This window comes from Novosphingobium sp. MMS21-SN21R (genome assembly GCF_031846015.1).
GTDB lineage: Bacteria > Pseudomonadota > Alphaproteobacteria > Sphingomonadales > Sphingomonadaceae > Novosphingobium.
Window position 1 is genome coordinate 369,351 of record NZ_JAVRDU010000001.1, and the last position, 17,415, is coordinate 386,765.

The 17,415-nt window shown below is 63.7% G+C and carries 12 protein-coding genes; 9 read left to right on the forward strand and 3 right to left on the reverse strand.

What is annotated here, in order from left to right:
- The first annotated feature begins 16 nt into the window (after positions 1–16).
- The 3 genes from RM192_RS01815 (at position 17) to RM192_RS01825 (ending at position 4,866) form a co-directional block, all read left to right on the forward strand.
- Positions 17–553 (forward strand): thiamine phosphate synthase, encoded by a 537-nt coding sequence (locus RM192_RS01815; RefSeq protein WP_311505827.1) that lies wholly within the window; start codon positions 17–19, stop codon positions 551–553.
- A 95-nt stretch (positions 554–648) separates the two neighbouring features.
- Positions 649–3,051: a DNA translocase FtsK 4TM domain-containing protein gene (locus RM192_RS01820; protein WP_311505828.1), complete on the forward strand. Its 2,403-nt coding sequence runs from the start codon at positions 649–651 to the stop codon at positions 3,049–3,051.
- A gap of 105 nt (positions 3,052–3,156) precedes the next feature.
- Positions 3,157–4,866 carry a diguanylate cyclase gene (locus RM192_RS01825; protein ID WP_311505829.1) on the forward strand — a complete coding sequence of 570 codons (1,710 nt, stop codon included), beginning with the start codon at positions 3,157–3,159 and terminating at the stop codon, positions 4,864–4,866.
- Positions 4,867–4,875: 9 nt separating this feature from the next.
- On the opposite strand, the gene RM192_RS01830 is transcribed toward RM192_RS01825, so the two are convergent.
- Entirely contained in the window at positions 4,876–5,271 is a 396-nt protein-coding gene (locus tag RM192_RS01830) for an acyl-CoA thioesterase (RefSeq protein WP_311505830.1), read from the reverse strand.
- Positions 5,268–7,355, reverse strand: a complete 2,088-nt coding sequence (locus RM192_RS01835; protein WP_311505831.1) for a S9 family peptidase — start codon at positions 7,353–7,355, stop codon at positions 5,268–5,270. Before RM192_RS01835 ends, RM192_RS01830 begins: the two co-directional genes overlap by 4 nt.
- 63 nt (positions 7,356–7,418) lie before the next feature.
- Between RM192_RS01835 and RM192_RS01840 the strand changes: the two genes are divergently transcribed.
- The 6 genes from RM192_RS01840 (at position 7,419) to RM192_RS01865 (ending at position 15,750) form a co-directional block, all read left to right on the forward strand.
- A complete protein-coding gene (locus tag RM192_RS01840) occupies positions 7,419–9,218 on the forward strand; it encodes an aminopeptidase P family protein (RefSeq protein WP_311508548.1) in 1,800 nt (599 codons plus the stop codon).
- Positions 9,219–9,273: 55 nt separating this feature from the next.
- Positions 9,274–9,642 (forward strand): VOC family protein, encoded by a 369-nt coding sequence (locus RM192_RS01845; protein ID WP_311505833.1) that lies wholly within the window; start codon positions 9,274–9,276, stop codon positions 9,640–9,642.
- A gap of 494 nt (positions 9,643–10,136) precedes the next feature.
- Positions 10,137–10,787, forward strand: coding sequence for an EF-hand domain-containing protein (locus tag RM192_RS01850; protein ID WP_311505834.1), 651 nt, complete (start codon positions 10,137–10,139; stop codon positions 10,785–10,787).
- 5 nt (positions 10,788–10,792) lie between these two features.
- The gene (locus RM192_RS01855) at positions 10,793–11,530 is read left to right on the forward strand and encodes a response regulator (RefSeq protein WP_311505835.1); all 738 of its coding nucleotides are present in this window, start codon (positions 10,793–10,795) and stop codon (positions 11,528–11,530) included.
- Positions 11,531–11,535: 5 nt separating this feature from the next.
- Positions 11,536–12,942 carry an ATP-binding protein gene (locus tag RM192_RS01860; RefSeq protein ID WP_311505837.1) on the forward strand — a complete coding sequence of 469 codons (1,407 nt, stop codon included), beginning with the start codon at positions 11,536–11,538 and terminating at the stop codon, positions 12,940–12,942.
- A gap of 138 nt (positions 12,943–13,080) precedes the next feature.
- Positions 13,081–15,750 carry a M1 family metallopeptidase gene (locus RM192_RS01865; RefSeq protein WP_311505838.1) on the forward strand — a complete coding sequence of 890 codons (2,670 nt, stop codon included), beginning with the start codon at positions 13,081–13,083 and terminating at the stop codon, positions 15,748–15,750.
- Positions 15,751–15,826: 76 nt separating this feature from the next.
- On the opposite strand, the gene RM192_RS01870 is transcribed toward RM192_RS01865, so the two are convergent.
- On the reverse strand, positions 15,827–17,401 hold the full coding sequence (locus RM192_RS01870; protein ID WP_311505839.1) for a helicase HerA-like domain-containing protein: 1,575 nt from the start codon (positions 17,399–17,401) through the stop codon (positions 15,827–15,829).
- Positions 17,402–17,415 lie beyond the last annotated feature (14 nt).

The window sequence follows — 17,415 nt, forward strand, 5'->3', positions numbered from 1 at the left end:
GTGCTATAGCGCGCGCATGGCAAAGCGCCAGACCAACAAACGGGCGACCGCACCCCGGATCATCCTGCTCAGCGATGCGCGCAACGATGCCGTGCTCGAACGCGCCCTTGCGCGCCTGCCACGGGGAAGCGCGCTGGTGTTCCGCCACTATCATCTTGCTCAGGCTGAGCGGCGCGCGCGGTTCCTGACCCTGAAGCGCGCGGCCAAGGCGCGCGGCATTCGCATGATCGGTGCGCGGGTCCCGGCGGGCTGGGGCGCTGACGGTGTCTATGGAGTGGCATCTGAATTTTCGGGAAACCCCGGCCTCAAACTCGCCACGGCGCATACGCTTGCCGAGATCGGCGCGGCAAAGCGGGCAGGGGCCAATGCGGTGCTGTTGTCTCCGGTTTTCGCCACGCGTTCCCATCCGGGTGCGAAAGTGTTGGGACCGGTCAGGTTCCTGCTTCTGGCCCGGCGTTCTGCGCTACCCGTCATCGCGCTAGGCGGAATGACGGTTCGACGCGCTGCGCGAATACCAGTTCACGGCTGGGCTGCCATTGACGGGCTGGTCTGAGCGCTTGAATGCTGGCGGTTCATGTCGGGATTCTTGACGGTGAGTCCCGTTCGGGCGCATGATGGCATCAGCAAGGGCAGGGATACGCGATAGTCATGGCAAGCCGGGCAGCATCAACCGCACGCGGAAGCGGGCCATCCTCGCGGGGTGGAGCCGATTGGCGCGCCGTGCTGCGCCGCTCGTTCAGCCGCAGCCTCGAACTGATTGGTGGCGGGGTGCTGCTGGCCGGTCTCATATTCCTCGCGCTGGCGCTGGTCAGCTATACCCAGACCGATCCATCGGGCAGCACCGCTTCGGGCAGCCCAGTGGAGAACTGGATGGGGCTGCCCGGTGCGTGGACGGCGGAGCGCGTCCTGATGTTTTTCGGTATTCCCGGCGGGCTGCTGCTGCCGCTGCTGTGGGTCTTTGCGCGCCGGTTGTGGGACGCCGAGAGCGATCTGATCGATACCGCCGCGGATGACGAAGCCGTTGCCGCGCCGCGCTGGTGGCGCCCGACGCTGCTGCTGTTCGTCGCCATGGCGCTGATCGGCACTTCGCTGGCGCTATGGGGCGGCACCTCGGCAAGCCGCCTGCCAGCTGGGGCCGGGGGCCTTTCCGGTTTGCTCGGCGCAGCGGCGATTGGCGCAGTTGCCAGCCTTCTGCCGCAAGTCCCGGCGTTCTGGATCAGTGCGCCACTCGGCCTTGCCGCTCTGGGCGGGGGTATCGCCATCGCCAGCCGCGTGTTCGCCTTCGACTGGGGCCGGATGCTGAGCCTGCCGCCGTTCCTCCACCGCGCGCCGCGCGTTACCGCCGATGACGATGAAGGCGTGGCCCGCGCGCCTGCGCCCAAGCGCGAGCGCCGGGAAAAGGAAGCTCGCGCCGCCGCCGAGGAAATCGACGTCGAAGCCGCGCTCTCCCCGCGCAAGCCCACCGAAATCAGCGATCCGCAGCGCACGCCAGCGCCCGCCGTGATCACACCGCGCGCGCGGCAGGGCGATCTGTTCGACAAGCACGAACTGCCCTCGATCGAACTGCTGGTCGAAGCGCCCGCAGGCTCCGCCCAGAAGATCGACAAGCTGGGGCTGGAACGCAATGCGCGCCTGCTCGAGAACGTGCTCGACGATTTCAATGTGAAGGGCGAAATCACCGCCGTGCGCAGCGGCCCGGTGGTCACGATGTACGAACTTGAGCCAGCGCCCGGCATCAAGGCCAGTCGCGTGATCGGCCTCGCCGACGATATCGCGCGGAACATGAGCGCGATTTCGGCGCGCGTCTCGGCCATTCCCGGCCGCACCGTCATGGGCATCGAACTGCCCAACCAGATCCGCGACATGGTGTCTTTCCGTGAACTGATCGCATGCGAAAAGTTCGCCAGTTCGAAGGCCTTACTGCCAATCATCCTCGGCAAGGACATTGCGGGCGAGCCGATCGTGGCGGACCTTGCGACCATGCCGCATCTCCTGGTGGCGGGCACCACCGGCTCGGGCAAGTCGGTCGGGCTTAATTGCATCCTGCTGTCGTTGCTCTACCGCCTGACGCCCGCGCAGTGCCGCCTGATCCTCGTCGATCCCAAAGTGCTCGAACTCAAGTCCTACGACGATATTCCCCACCTGCTTTCGCCGGTGGTGACCGAGCCGTCGAAGGCCGTTCGCGCGCTGAAATGGGCGGTCGAGGAAATGGAGCGGCGCTACCGCCAGATGTCATCGATCGGCGTGCGCAACATTTCGGGCTTCAATGACAAGGTTCGCGCGGCGCAGGCCAAGGGCAAGCCGCTCGGCCGCCGCATCCAGGTGGGCTTCGATCCCGACAGCGGCGAGGAACTGTTCGAGGAACAGCAGCTCGATTACGAAGTCATCCCGCAGATCGTGGTGATCGTCGATGAACTCGCCGATCTCATGGTGACGGTTGGGAAGGAAATCGAAGTCCTCATCCAGCGCTTGTCGCAAAAGAGCCGCGCGGCGGGCATCCATCTGATCATGGCGACGCAGCGCCCTTCGGTCGACGTCATCACCGGCGTTATCAAGGCGAACTTGCCCACCCGTATCAGTTTTGCCGTGACGAGCCGCATCGACAGCCGCACGATCCTTGGCGAACAGGGCGCGGAGCAACTGCTGGGTAAGGGCGACATGCTCTACAAGCCCAACACCGACCCGATCAAGCGTGTCCACGGACCGTTCGTTTCCGACGAGGAGGTCGAGCGCGTGGCCGACCACTGGCGCAGCCAGGGCAGCCCGGAATACGTCGATTCGGTCACGGAAGAGCCGGAAGACGGCGGCTTCGGTTTCGATGACATGGACAGTGGCTCGGACAATCCCGAGGACCGCAAGTATCGCCAGGTTTGCCAGCTCGTCTTCGAAAGCCAGAAAGCCTCGGCCAGCTGGATCCAGCGCCAGATGGGCGTGGGCTACAACACTGCATCCAAATGGATCGAGCGGATGGAGGCCGATGGTCTGGTTGGCCCCGCAAACCATGTCGGACGCCGAGAGATATACCGTGACAAGGATGGTAACGTCCTGTGATCTGATGAATTCCGCAAGAATTCGCACCAGGTTGGCCGCAGTTTTTCTTCGGCCGGGTCGCCGGTCATTAACGGTGCTCTAAGCTTATTGCCCTAACCGGATCGGATGTTTTGCGATCGTGCACGATGGCTGTGGCTTTTCGTCCTGCTGCTGTTCGGGTCTGTCCCGGTGGCGGCAGGGGCGCAGACCGTGCCTGTCGACCGGACGTGTCATGCCGAGGCCAATGCAACAGAAGCTTGGCAGGCCGTTGCCGCAGATGGCGCCCGCTGGCATTGTAACGAAGGCACGTGGTCGCTCTCAAGCGAGGCTGTGCTGATCCGGTTCGATCTCGCGCACGGCGCGGGTCGCGTACTGCCCCGGAGCATTTCTACACATACCGGTCATTTCGAGCGGATGGATGTCGGTGTCGTCGATCTGTCGGGCAGGGTTCGATGGACGTCCGCGCGGTCAGGAGATTTTCAGCACCTGTCCAGCGGGCCGTACATGACCTTGCGGCTCGCCGGGGTCGGCAATGACACGGCCGGGATCGCGGTCAGGGTGATACGCCCATGGAGCAAGACGATGCTCAGCGAGTTACGGCTCGATGCTGCTCCCCAAGGGACCGGCTGGCCGCTGGCCCGGATCGTGGCCATGGCTGCGATTTGCGGCATGTTGCTCGTGCCGTTGTTCATCAACACCGCATTCTACTCCGCCTTGCCCGAACGTTATGTGCTCTGGCATCTGGTGATGGTGGCGGCGATGCTGACCCAGGCAGCCTTCGCGACCGGATTTGTCCATCTGGTCGTCGATCCTCCAGCGATGGCTGAATGGCAAATATCGAACATGGCCTTTGCGGTGATGACCGCAGCGGCGCTGATGTTTGCGACCACGTTCCTCGAACCGGACAAAAGCGACTGGCGGCTGCGGCTGGCCGGCAGATGGCTCGCGCCGTCAATTGTTCTGGTCGGTATCCTGTCGTGCATTCCGGTAGATCCGTTCCGTCCATTTTCGGCACCGGCAATGCATGTGGCTGTCGGGGTGGCCATTGCCCTGATTGCCGCGATCATGATTGACGCGCGGCGCAGGCGCAGCCGGGTCGTCCACTTCCAGATCATCGGCTGGACGCCGATCATGATGATCGGCTCCTACCGGATCGCGGCCTATCTGATCCCGGCGTTTCATCCGACCGAGATCATCGTTCTCTATCAATTGGCGCTGGCGTTCGAGGTGCTCGTTACCGCGCTCGGCATCGTCAGCCGCTTTGTCGACGTGCGCCAGGAACGCGACGTGGCAACGGCGCGGGCGCTTGAACTCGAAGGTGTGGCGGGCCGGGACCCTCTGACCGGGCTGCGCAACCGCCGCTCGATCGAGCGGCGGTTCGACGAGTTGTTCCGTATCGGTTTCCGCACGATGGCAGTGATCGATCTCGACCAGTTCAAGTCCGTCAACGACACGCACGGTCACGCGATCGGCGATGTCGTGCTGCGCACTGCTGCAGGAGCGCTGATCGATGACCGCGATACCAAGGCGATCCGTATGGGCGGGGAGGAATTTCTTCTGCTCCTGCGTGGGCCTGAGCCTGCCGCGCGGGCCGAACGCTGCCGTCGCGCCATCAGCGCGCGGGTGGCGGCGGAAGTGCCTGGGCTGGACCGTGTGGTCACCGCGAGCATGGGATTGGTTGAACACGACACCGGCGGGACGCTCGAAATCGCGTTCGGCACGTTGTACGAACGCTGCGACCGTCTCCTCTACGAAGCCAAGCGGCTGGGCCGGAACCGCACGATGAAGGAAAAGGTTACCGGCTTCGACGCCGCCGCGAAGGTCGCCGCCGCCTAGGTCCTGACCCTAAGACAGGAACGGTGCGGCCACTTCCTTTGGCACGCGCAGCAGGCGCCCCGAAGCGCGGTCGAGCAAGGCCCAGGTTGTCCTTGAGCTGACGATTACCTTGCCTGCTGCATTGGTGAAATCGACGCGCCGGTCGAACCGCGCCCCGGTCGGGCCTTCGGGAATGAAGGTCACCGCCTCGACTGTGTCGCCCAGCGTGACGTTGCCGCGATAGTCGATCTCGTGCCGGGTCACGACCCAGACATAGGCGCGCTGATGCTCTTCGCTTGCCACAGCCGACCAGTGACTGGTGGCGATATCCTGAATCCAGTTCACCCAGACCGCATTGTTGACATGCCCAAGCTCGTCAATGTGTTCCGGCCCGGCAGTGAAGGTGAGGGTGTGGCTGTTGCTCACGCGTAGACACCCAGCTGCCACAGGATGAACGCGAACTCCTCGGCCGTCTCCTTGAGGCTCTCGAACCGGCCCGACTTGCCGCCGTGGCCTGCGCCCATGTTGGTCTTGAGGATCAGTTCGTTGCCGTCGGTCTTCAGTTCGCGCAATTTGGCCACCCACTTGGCCGGTTCCCAATAGGTAACACGGGGATCGTTGAGGCCTGCGGTGACCATAAGCGGGGGGTAGTGCTGCGGTTGGACCTGATCGTAGGGCGAATAGGAACGGATCAGCTCGAACGCCGCCTTGTCCTCGATCGGATTGCCCCATTCGGGCCATTCGCCCGGCGTCAACGGCAGATCTTCGTCGAGCATCGTCGCGAGAACATCGACGAATGGCACATGCGCCACCACCGCGCCCCACAGGTCCGGATCGGAATTGATCACCGCGCCCATCAGTTCGCCGCCTGCCGATCCACCCGAAATGCTGATCTTCCCGGCCTTGGTAAAGCCGCGCTCGATCAGGCCTCTGGCCACATCCACGAAATCGTTGAAGGTGTTGGTGCGCGCCTCGAGCTTGCCCGCCTTGTACCAGGCGCGGCCCAAATCGTCGCCGCCGCGGATATGCGCGATGGCATAAGCAAAACCGCGATCGACAAGGCTCAACCGCGTAGTCGAAAAGCCCGGTCCGATGGAGATGCCATAAGCGCCGTAGCCATAGAGGTGCAGCGGCCCACCCGGCTCGCGGTCCTTACGCCAGACTACCGATACCGGCACCATCGTGCCATCGCGCGCCGCGATTTCCAGCCGCGCGGTTTCATAAAGCGAGGCTTCATAGCCGCTCGGGATTTCCTGCACCTTGAGCAAGGTAAGCTCCCGCGTCCTCACATCGTAATCGAACGATGACGCCGGGCTGACCATCGATTCATAGCCGACGCGCAGCACGTCCATCGCCCATTCGGGATTGTCGCCCAACGAGGCTTCGTAGCTGGCTTCGGGAAATTTGATCGGTTCGATCCGCGCCGGGTCGTCGTAATAACGGATCTCGATCCGGTCCAATCCGCGCACCCGCCCATCGATCACGTAAAAATCGCGGAACAGCTCGAACCCGGTCAGGTAGAATTCGTCCGTGCCCTCGATCAGCGTGGACCAAGTGCCCGGATCGGACAGCGGCGCGGTGGCGAGGCGGAAGTTCTCGTGTGTGTCGTTGGTGTGGATATAGAGCACGCCATCGCGCTCATCGACGTCATACTCCACGCCCTTCTGGCGTGCCTTGACGAGGATCGGCGTCGCCAGCGGATCGGATGCGGGCACCAGCCGCGTCTCGCCGGTCTCGTGATCGCCAGTCGAGATGATCAGCCACTGTTCGTTGGCCGAAAGGGCAGCGCCGACGCGGAAGCCCTCATCGTCCTCATGGTAGAGTTCGACATCGCTTTCGAGCGGCTGACCGATCCAGTGCAGTCGTGCATTGTCGGTGCGCCAGTTCTCGTTGGCGAGCGAATAGACCAAGCCGGTGTCGTTCTTCACCCAGATCAGGCCGGACAGCGTGCCGGGAATCTCGTCGGCCAGCACTTCGCCGGTGGCGATCACCTTGATCCGCGCAGTGAAGCGCTCCGATCCGTTGTCGTCCACCGACCACGCCAGCTTGGTCCCGTCGCTCGACACGGCAATCGCGCCCAGTCGGAAGTATTCGAGGCCGTCCGCCAGCGCCACTTCGTCGAGGATCAGTTCGTCCGCGCTACCGTCATCGGCGGAACCGACTGGCCTGCGCCACCACTTCTTGTACTCGGCGCCGTCCTCGTATTCGATCCAGTACAGCCAGTTGCCGTCCTTTTGCGGCACCGATTTGTCGGCCTCCTTGATGCGCGCGCGCATCTCGGTGAACAGCGCGTCGATCACCGGCTTGCGCTCTGCCATGCGGCTTTCGAACCAGGCATTCTCGGCTTCGAGGTGCGCGAGCACCGCCTTGTCGGTCACCTCCGGATAGCCGGGATCGCGCAGCCACGCATAATCGTCGGCCACGGTGATCTCGTGGTGGGTGAAGCTGTGCGGTTTTTTGGCTGCGACGGGCGGGGCGACAGGAGGTGTGGCAATGGTCATCCCTCGCATCTATGTTGGCTGCATGATGCCCGCAAGGCGGGCAGACCCGCTTTCAGGAATAGTTCCATGTTGATGCAAACTCACGAAGCCCGCCTCGATGCCTTGCGCAAGCAAATGGCCACGGACGGCCTCGACGGATTCGTCGTGCCGATTTCCGACGAACACATGAGCGAATATGTCGGTGCCTACGCGCAGCGGCTCGAATGGCTGACCGGCTTCGGCGGTTCGGCAGGCACGGCCGTGGTGCTGAAGGATGAAGCCGCGATCTTCGTCGACGGTCGTTACACGCTGCAAGTGCGCGATCAGGTGGACGGCAAGCTGTGGTCTTATGAATCGGTGCCGCAGACGAGTGTGGCAGCGTGGCTCGGAAAACACGCGCCCCAAGGCTCGCGCATCGGCTATGACGCCTGGCTCCACGCCAAGGGCTGGGCCGATGGCGTGGCCACGGCGCTGGACGCGCGCGGGGCGACCCTCGTTCCCGTGTCCGCCAATCCTGTTAACGCGGTCTGGCAGGACCAGCCTGCGCCCTCGCTCGCCCCGGCGGTGCCCCATGCCGATGCATACGCGGGCAAGTCCGCCACGCAAAAGCGCGCGGACGTGGCCGAATGGCTCGCCGCCAAGGGCCTCGATGCTGCCGTGGTCACCGCGCTCGATTCAGTCGCGTGGCTACTCAACATTCGCGGCGCGGACGTGGACCACACGCCGGTCGCACTGTCTTTCGTGATTGCTCACGCCGATGGCACGGCGGACCTGTTCATCGCGCCGGAAAAGGTCACCCCGGAACTCACCGCCCATCTTGGCAACGCGGTGCGCGTGCAACCGCGCGAAGCCTTCGTACCCGCGCTTCAGGCGCTGAGCGGTCGAAAGGTTGCGGTCGATCCCGAGCGCGCGGTGGCGGCGATCTTCCACGCGCTTGAAGGCGCTGGCGCAAAGGTCGCGGGCCTGACCGACCCGGTCGTCCTCCCCAAGGCGATCAAGAATCCGGTCGAACAGGCGGGCCACCGCGCTGCGCAGGCGCGTGACGGCGCATCAATCGCGCGGTTCCTGCGCTGGGTGAGCGAGGAAGCGCCAGGCGGCACCGTCACCGAATTGTCTGCGGCCGACCGCCTCCAGGCTTTTCGCGCCGAGGGCGGTTTTCTCAAGGATCTGTCGTTCGACACGATCTCGGGTGCAGGCCCCAATGGCGCGGTCGTCCACTACCGGGTGAGCGAGGAAACCAGCCGCACGCTTGAGCGGAACAGCGTCTACCTCGTCGATTCGGGTGGGCAGTATGTCGATGGTACCACCGATATCACCCGCACGGTCTGGATCGGCCCCGATGCTCCGCCTGCTGAGGTTAAGGACCGCTTCACCCGCGTGCTCAAGGGCCACATCGCGCTCGCTCTGGCGGTGTTCCCCAAGGGTACGGCGGGCAGCCAGCTCGACAGTTTCGCGCGGCAGTTCCTTTGGGTTGCAGGCCTCGACTACGCGCATGGCACCGGTCACGGCGTCGGCAGTTTCCTCGCGGTCCATGAAGGTCCCCAGCGTATCGCCAAGGCGGCGGGCGGGCAGGCCGGGACCGGGCAGGAACTTTTTCCCGGCATGATCCTGTCCAACGAACCTGGCTATTACAAGACCGGCGCATACGGCATCCGCATCGAGAATCTGGTGCTGGTCGAACGTCGCGAGATCGCAGGCGCTGAGGGCGAGTTCTACGGGTTCGAAACGCTGACGTTTGCTCCAATTGACCGCACGCTGGTTGATGTCTCGCTGCTGTCGGGCGACGAACTGGCGTGGCTCAACCAATATCACGCCGCCGTCTTGGCCGTGCTCGCACCGCAGCTTTCCGGCGCGGATCTGGCATGGCTCGAAGAGACTTGCGCGACCTTGTGAGTGCTTGAATGTTCGCGTAATGTTCTTATGCGAATCGGAACGAAGGAGGATTGCCATGATCGGTTACGTCACTGTCGGCACAAACGACTTGCCACGTGCGGCGAAGTTCTATGATGCCATCGCGGCTGAACTGGGCGTCGGACGGATGATGGAATATCCCACTGCCATCGCCTGGGGCGCGCCCGGCGGCGGCGCAGGGATCGGCGCTATGGCGCCTCACGACGGCAATCCCGCCACCGTCGGCAATGGCGTGATGGTTGCGCTTGAGGCGAAGGACAATGCGCAGGTTGACCGGCTGCACGCCATCGCGCTTGCCAACGGCGGTAGTGACGAAGGTGCACCGGGCGTCCGTGGTGGCGGCTTCTATGCCGCTTATTTCCGCGATCCCGATGGCAACAAGCTCAACGCATTCGTCATGGGCTGATCTAGGGTCAGGACCTATTACCTGCGCCTTCAAGGCGCCGGAATGGCGAACATATCGGGCGGATACTCGCGCCGGGAAGGCTGGCTGCCTTTCCAAGCGAGTATCTGGTCGAGATGGAAGCCATTCCGGCGTCCCGCAGGGATTTGACCAAAATGGCCAGCTGCTACGTTGGATGGGCTTGAAATAGAATGGCTATTCCTGCACCCATCCGCCTTGCATCAGGCCATTTTGCTTCAAACCTCGAAGGCGCAGGTAATAGGTCCTGACCCTAGGGTCTTGCGGGAACATGAACGGTTCGCGCTATGCGCGACAAATTGCGACAAAGAACCCGTCTTCCCGGCATAGGCGTGCGACAAGCTGCTCCTATTTAGGGGATACAGGAACTGCGGTCGTCCCCTACCAGTCCCCCCTGGGCAAGGCTTCCCTCCCCCTCTCCTTGCCAAATGGCGGATGGCCGCAGTTTCTCCCCTATTATGCTCATGGGAGCACCTGACATGAAGAAATTCCAGTTTGCCGCAGCCGCTGCAGTCATGGCGACCGCTACGGTCGCGCTCTATGCCGCTGCGCCTGCCTCGGCCCAGAAGATGGATGCCGATGGCGACAAAACCATCACCTGGTCGGAAATGAAGGCCAAATCAGACGAGATCTGGGCGAAGCATGACGTCAATGGCGACGGCAAGCTCGATCAGGCAGATCGCGCAGCCAAGATGGGCGAGATGTTCGACAAGATCGATGCCGACAAGAACGGTGCGATCAGCCGCCAGGAGTTTGTCGCCCATCACCAGCAGATGATGGACCACAAGGGTCCGGATGGTGCTGACAAGATGGGCGCTGAAAAGATGGAGCATGGCGGCAAGCGCGATGGTCGCGGTCACCGTGGCGGCATGATGGGCAGCGGTCATGAAATGGCCGGCATGGCTGATGCCAACAAGGACGGCACCGTAACACGCGCCGAGTTCGATACGGCAGCAAAGGCCCACTTCGACAAGATCGACGCCAACAAGGACGGCAAGATCACGCCCGAGGAACGCCGCGCCGGAATGAAGGCCATGATGGGCGGTATGCGCGGCCATGGTAAGCACGGCGCAATGGGCGGGATGGGTGAAATGGGCGATGGACCCCCGCCCCCTCCTCCGGCTAACTGAATGCCATGAACGACATGCCGATCCGGGTCCTCCTCGTCGATGACGAACCGGCATTGCGCGAGCCCCTGGCGGACTATCTGGTCCGGCAGGGGTTTGTCGTGACGCAGGCAGCCACGGCCGCCGAAGCACGCAGCCGGTTGCTGGAAACCGGGTGCGATATCGTCCTGCTCGACATCATGATGCCGGGCGAGGACGGACTTTCGCTGTGCCGCCACTTGGTGGAGGCCAAACGCCTGCCGGTCATCTTCATCACCGCCAAGGGCGAATCCACCGACCGGATCGTCGGGCTGGAGATCGGTGCCGACGATTACGTGGTCAAGCCGTTCGACCCGCGCGAACTGGTTGCACGCATCCGCTCGGTCCTGCGCCGCGCGAGCAAGCAGTCGAGTGAGATTGCCGACGCCATTGTTTATGAATTCGAGGGGTGGCGGCTCGATCCGCTCAAGCGCCGCCTGATCGATGCCGAAGGCGCGGTCGTGGCCATATCGTCGGCGGAATTCCGCCTGCTTTTGGCCTTTCTCGATCACCCGCGCCAAGTGCTCGACCGTGACCGGCTGCTCGATATGGTACAGGGCCGCGAGGCGCATTTGTTCGACCGCGCGATCGATAACCAGATTTCACGCCTGCGCCGCAAGATCGAAGTGGACAGCCGCAACCCGCTGCTGATCCAGACTGTCTGGGGCGGCGGCTACATGCTTGCCGCCGAAGTGCGCAAGCGTCCCGCACTGGCCGAAGAGGCCTGAACGCGGTGCAGTCCGTCTTTTCGCGTCTGCGGTTCTGGCCGCGCAGCCTGCAAGGGCAGGTGCTGTTGTCGATCGCGCTCGCGCTGCTCGTCGCGCAGACAATTTCTGCGGTCCTGATCTGGAAAGAACAAAGCCACCGCCGTGAATCGTCGATGGTCAGTTCCGCAGCGTTTCGCCTCCTCGGCCCGCCGCCCGAATCGCGCCGCGCCCGCCGCAATGATGACGACGACCGGGTGCCGCCGCCGTTCAGGCTCAGCCATGGCGAGACATCTCCGCAAAGGCCGGGGGAACCACGCCTTGAGCGAGTCGAGCATGAACTGGCCGAGATTCTGACCGCACAGGGCTTCGATGCTGCTGAAGTCGTCGTGTTCGAGCGCAATCCACTCGCAGATCCGCTGAGCATGCAGTTCATGCAGCGCCACCGCCGGGAACTGGCCGTGTTCTCGAACGAACCGATGCCGCGCCTGGTCATTGCCGCCGTCCGCCAGGGAAGCGGCCAGTGGGTTTCGACCCGTGTGTTCAGTGAAGGCGGCGAGATGCGCGTGCTGGCCCCGCTCGTCGGCCAGACCATCGTGCTCTACCTCGTGCTGGTCGGTGCAATGGCGCTGATCCTGCGCCGGATTACCCGCCCGCTCAAGGCGTTAACTCGCCGGGTGGAGGACTTTGCAGGCAACCGCACGCTCGAAGGCCAGATCGATCCGGACGGTCCCGATGACATTCAGGGCCTGATCGCAGCACATAATGCGATGGAAGCGCGCATCGCGGCGATGCTCGATGAAAAGGACGTGATGCTTGGTGCGATAGGGCATGATCTCAAGACCCCGCTGGCCGCGCTGCGCGTGCGGATCGAGGCGGTCGAGGATGATGTCGAACGCGGGCGCATGGCCGCCACGATCGAGGACATCAACCGTTCGCTCGACGATATTCTATCGCTGGCGCGCGTTGGTCGTCCCTCCGATCCGCTCGAACCCAACGAATTGTCCGCACTCGTCGCCGATGTGATCGGCGAATTCGAGGACATGGGCGAGGCGGTGGAACTGGGCGACACCGACCGTATGGTCCTGCCGATCCGGGCCACCTGGCTGCGGCGTGCGTTGCGCAACCTTGTCTCGAACGCGCTGCGCTACGGCCAGCGAGCGCGCGTCACGCTGGCAAAGGAAGGCCGTGCCGCCGTGCTGCGCATCGAGGATGACGGGCCGGGCATTCCCGAAGGCGACATCGCGCGGATGATGGAGCCGTTCACCCGGCTCGAGGCGTCGCGCAACAGCAGCACTGGCGGCACCGGCCTCGGCTTGACGCTGGCGCGCGCCATTGCGGATCAGCATGGCGGCACGCTGACATTGACCAATCGCCACGGACCGCAAGGCGAAATCGTCGGGCTGGTTGCAACCGTTCGGCTTCCGCTGGGTTAAACTGCCAGTCATTCCGGGCGCTGCACAGTCAACAGGCGTTCGTCGGACCGGAATCGTCGTTCGTCGAAAGGACTCGCGGAGAGCGGGACCGGTTGCTAGTGCAACCAATCTTCATTGCGCCGGGGAGTACGTATCCGCATGCGTTCCATTTCACTTGTTTCGGCGCTCGCGCTGTCCATTGCTTGCATCGCCACTCCGGCCGTCGCCCAGCAAGCTCCAGCAAACCCCTCTGCCGCAGCGGGCGTCCACACCGATCTGCCGCGCGTGGCCCACCCATCGCATTACGCGATTTCGGTCACCCCTGACGCAGAGAAGCTGACCTTCTCCGGCGCATCGTCGGTCGATCTGGAAGTGACCGAGGCGACCCCGTTCCTCACGCTCCACGCGCTCGACCTCAAAATTTCTTCGGCAACGCTGACCCCGGCCGGCGGCACCGCGATGCCCGTCACGGTCACGATGGACGCAGCCAGCCAGACCGCGAAGTTCTCGGCGGCGCAGCCGCTCAGCCCCGGCAAGTACCGCCTCGATACGGTCTATACCGGCGTGATCAACACGCAGGCCAACGGCCTGTTCGCGCTCGATTACCCTGACAAGTTGACCGGCAAGACTGTGCGCGGACTGTTCACCCAGTTTGAAGCACCCGACGCGCGCCGCTTCGCGCCGATGTTCGACGAGCCGATCTACAAGGCGACGTTCGATCTTTCCGCAGTGGTCCCGTCCAGCCAAATGGCGGTCAGCAATATGCCGGTCGCCAAGGAAGAGGACCTCGGGAAGGGCCTCAAGCGTGTCACTTTCGGCACCAGCCAGAAGATGTCGTCGTACCTGCTGTTCTTCGGCCTCGGCGATTGGGAGCGAATGGCAAAGGACGCCGCGCCCGGCGTGCAGGCGGGTATCGTCAGCCCCAAGGGCAGCGGCGAGCAGGCCCGTTTCGCGCTCAACGAACTGGCACCGCTGATCCCGTTCTACGCGGACTATTTCGGCCAAGCCTATCCGCTGCCCAAGATCGACAACATCGCCGCGCCCGGTCAATCGCAGTTCTTCTCGGCGATGGAAAACTGGGGTGCGATCCTGACTTTCGAGCGCATTCTGCTCGACGATCCGGCGATCACCAGCGCATCGGCGCGCCAGAACATCGTCACAACCCAGGCGCATGAAGTGGCGCACCAGTGGTTCGGCAATCTCGTCACCATGGCGTGGTGGGAGGATCTCTGGCTGAACGAAGGCTTTGCCAGCTGGATGGAAACCAAGGCCACCGCGCACTTCCACCCTGACTGGTTCCCGCTGCTGGAACGCGTCGATGGCCGCGAAACCGCGATGAACCTCGATGCCTACAAGACCACGCATCCGATCGTGCAGGAGATCAAGACCGTCGACGAGACGAACCAGGCCTTCGACGCGATCACCTACCAGAAGGGCGAAGCGGTCATCTCGATGCTCGAAGCCTTTGCCGGCGAAGGCGTGTGGCGCGATGGCCTGCGCGCCTACATGCGCGATCACAAGTTCGGCAACACACGCTCGAAGGACCTGTGGCAGGCGGTGGAAGCGGCAGGCGCGCCCGGCCTCACCGCCATTGCTGCCGACTTCACCACCAAGCCCGGCATCCCGCTGGTCAAGGTCACTGGCATGACCTGCAAGAAGGGCATGACCTCGGTCATGCTCGAGCAGAGCGAATACAGCATCGACCGCAAGGATGACGTCGCCGCCAAGCCGACGATGTGGAAGGTCCCGCTGCTTGTTTCTGCAGGCAATGGCGAGCCGACGCGCACCATTCTCGATGGTGCCAAGGCCACCGTTTCAGTCAAGGGTTGCGGTCCGGTCGTGATCAATGCTGGTCAGCTCGGCTATTACCGTTCGCTCTACACGCCCAAAATGCTGGCCGCGCTCAAGACCGCGATGCCCACGCTTCAGCCGGTCGATCAGATCGGCTTGATGGACGACAACATGGCGCTCTCGACCAGCGGTTATCAGCCGCTTGCGCCAGCGATGGACCTGCTGGCGGCGATTCCGGGCAATGCCAATCCGGTCGTCGCGGGCAACGCTTTCGAGCGTTACGTCAGCGCATGGCGTGCGCTGGACAAGAACCCGGGCGTTCAGGGCAAGCTGGGCGCTTTCGCTGCCACTACGTTCAAGCCCCGCCTGATGGCACTGGGCTTCGATCCCAAGGCCACCGAATCGCTGCCCGATGCGGACTTGCGCTCCACCATGATCGCCGGGTTCGGCGCGATGGGCGACAAGGACGTGGTTGCGGAAGCCAAGCGCAAGTTCGCCGCGCTGGCATCCAACCCCAAGGCGATGGACGGCCCGCTCAAGACCACCTGGCTCAACATCGTCGCGCGCAATGCCACCAAGGCTGACTGGGACGCGATCCGCAAGATGGCGGCGGCGTCGAACTCGGCGGTCGAGCGCCAGTTCCTCTACACACTGCTCGGGCGTCCTGCGGATGCTACGCTGGCCGCAGCCGCGCGCGATCTGGCGCTGACCGAAGAGCCGGGCAAGACTACCAGCGCCGCGATGATCGTCTCGGCGGCAGGCCTGCACCCTGAGGCAACCTACGATTTCGCCGTTGCCAATCGCACGCGGCTGGAATCGCTGGTCGATGCACAAAGCCGAGTGACCTTCATCGCCAGCCTTGCCCAGACGTCGAACGACCCGGCGATGATCGCCAAGCTCGAAACTTTCAAGGCATCGGTGCCAGCCGAAGCTGCGCGTCCGGTCGAGCGCGTGATCGGCGGCTTGACGCAGAAAGCCCGTATCCGTCCGCTCTACCTCAAGGGTCTGTCGGACTGGGTGAACACGAAGAGAAAGTAAGCGGGAAGAGGCCCACCCCCAACCCCTCCCGCTTGCGGGAGGGGGAAGTTACCGCAGCCGGGTGGGCTCTGCGACCTTAGCGGAGCAGCCCGCCCAGAACCCCGCGCGCAAACCGCCCGAAAGCCTCGCCGCCGATCGAGGTGGCGATGGAGCCGACCACGGCGGTGACGCCCGAGGCCACCGGTGCGGCGCGCGATTTCTTGCCGGTGATCTGCGCGGCGATGACTGCCCCTGCAGAAGACGCCACGGCGCCAGCCGCCGCCTTGCCCGCGCGTTCCCACATCGATGTCGTCCGGCGCGGCGCGGCGCGTTGCTTGTCCGTGCCTTCCTCTTCCACCTGCTGTGCGGCGGCGGCGGCATCCGAGGCCTTTTGCGCCAGCACTTCGGCAGCGGATTCGCGGTCCACAGCGGTGTCGTACTTGCCATCGAACGGGCTGATCGACTGAATGATGGCGCGCTCCTTCGGCGTGATCGGCCCGAGCCGCGAGCGGGGCGGCGCAATCAGCGTGCGCTGCACCACAGAGGGCGAGCCGTCATCGTTGAGCGTCGAGACGAGCGCCTCGCCTACTTTCAGTTCGGTGATCACCGTCTCGACATCGAGATCCTTGTTGATGCGGAAAGTCTCCGCCGCCGCCTTGATCGCGCGCTGGTCACGCGGGGTGAAGGCGCGCAAGGCATGCTGCACGCGGTTGCCAAGCTGGCCTGCGATCTTCTCGGGGATGTCGATCGGGTTCTGCGAGATGAAATAGACGCCCACGCCCTTCGAGCGGATCAGGCGAACGACCTGTTCAACCTTGTCCATCAGCGCATCCGGGGCATCCTCGAACAGCAAATGCGCTTCGTCGAAGAAGAACACCAGGCACGGCTTTTCGGGATCGCCCACTTCGGGCAGGGCCTCGAACAGTTCGGACAGCAGCCACAGCAGGAACGTCGCGTAGAGCTTGGGGCTCTGCATCAGCTTTTCGGCGGCGAGCACGTTGACCATGCCGCGCCCCTGATCGTCCACCTTCAGGAAATCGTTGATCTCGAACGCAGGCTCACCAAAAAAGCGGTCCGCGCCTTGGCTTTCGAAGGCAAGCAACTGGCGCTGGATCGTGCCGACGCTGGCCTTGGACACGTTGCCGTACTTGCCCGAGAGCGCGCTGGCATTTTCGGCGCAAGCCATCAGCACCGATTGCAGATCGGGCAGATCGATCAGCAGCAGTCCGTTGTCGTCGGCATAGCGGAACGCGATGTTGAGCACGCCTTCCTGCGTATCGTTCAGCCCCATCAGCCGGGAAAGCAGCAGCGGCCCCATTTCCGAAATAGTGGTTCGGATCGGATGGCCGTTTTCGCCATAGAGATCCCAGAAAACGGCGGGGTTATCGGAATAGGCATAGTCGGTGATGCCCAGTTCCCTGGCTCGTGATTCCAGCGAGGCAGCGTGCTTGAAGGTCGGGCTGCCCGGCATCGAAATGCCCGAAAGGTCGCCTTTTACGTCGGCCATGAACACGGGCACGCCGCGTGCGGAGAACTGCTCGGCAATGCCCTGCAGCGTTACCGTCTTGCCGGTGCCGGTCGCCCCGGCGATCAGTCCGTGGCGGTTGGCGCGGCCCAGGCGCAGCACCTGACGTTCGCCGTTGGATGCCAGCCCGAGGTAGATATCGTCCATGCCTGAAAGCCCTT

Excerpts from the sequence above, each read along its gene's own strand:
- RM192_RS01815 (WP_311505827.1), top strand. The coding sequence starts at position 17 with ATGGCAAAGCGCCAGACCAACAAACGGGCGACCGCACCCCGGATCATC.
- RM192_RS01820 (WP_311505828.1), top strand. The coding sequence starts at position 649 with ATGGCAAGCCGGGCAGCATCAACCGCACGCGGAAGCGGGCCATCCTCG.
- RM192_RS01825 (WP_311505829.1), top strand. The coding sequence starts at position 3,157 with ATGTTTTGCGATCGTGCACGATGGCTGTGGCTTTTCGTCCTGCTGCTG.
- RM192_RS01835 (WP_311505831.1), bottom strand. The coding sequence starts at position 7,355 with ATGCGAGGGATGACCATTGCCACACCTCCTGTCGCCCCGCCCGTCGCA.
- RM192_RS01840 (WP_311508548.1), top strand. The coding sequence starts at position 7,419 with ATGCAAACTCACGAAGCCCGCCTCGATGCCTTGCGCAAGCAAATGGCC.
- RM192_RS01845 (WP_311505833.1), top strand. The coding sequence starts at position 9,274 with ATGATCGGTTACGTCACTGTCGGCACAAACGACTTGCCACGTGCGGCG.
- RM192_RS01850 (WP_311505834.1), top strand. The coding sequence starts at position 10,137 with ATGAAGAAATTCCAGTTTGCCGCAGCCGCTGCAGTCATGGCGACCGCT.
- RM192_RS01855 (WP_311505835.1), top strand. The coding sequence starts at position 10,793 with ATGAACGACATGCCGATCCGGGTCCTCCTCGTCGATGACGAACCGGCA.
- RM192_RS01865 (WP_311505838.1), top strand. The coding sequence starts at position 13,081 with ATGCGTTCCATTTCACTTGTTTCGGCGCTCGCGCTGTCCATTGCTTGC.
- RM192_RS01870 (WP_311505839.1), bottom strand. The coding sequence starts at position 17,401 with ATGGACGATATCTACCTCGGGCTGGCATCCAACGGCGAACGTCAGGTG.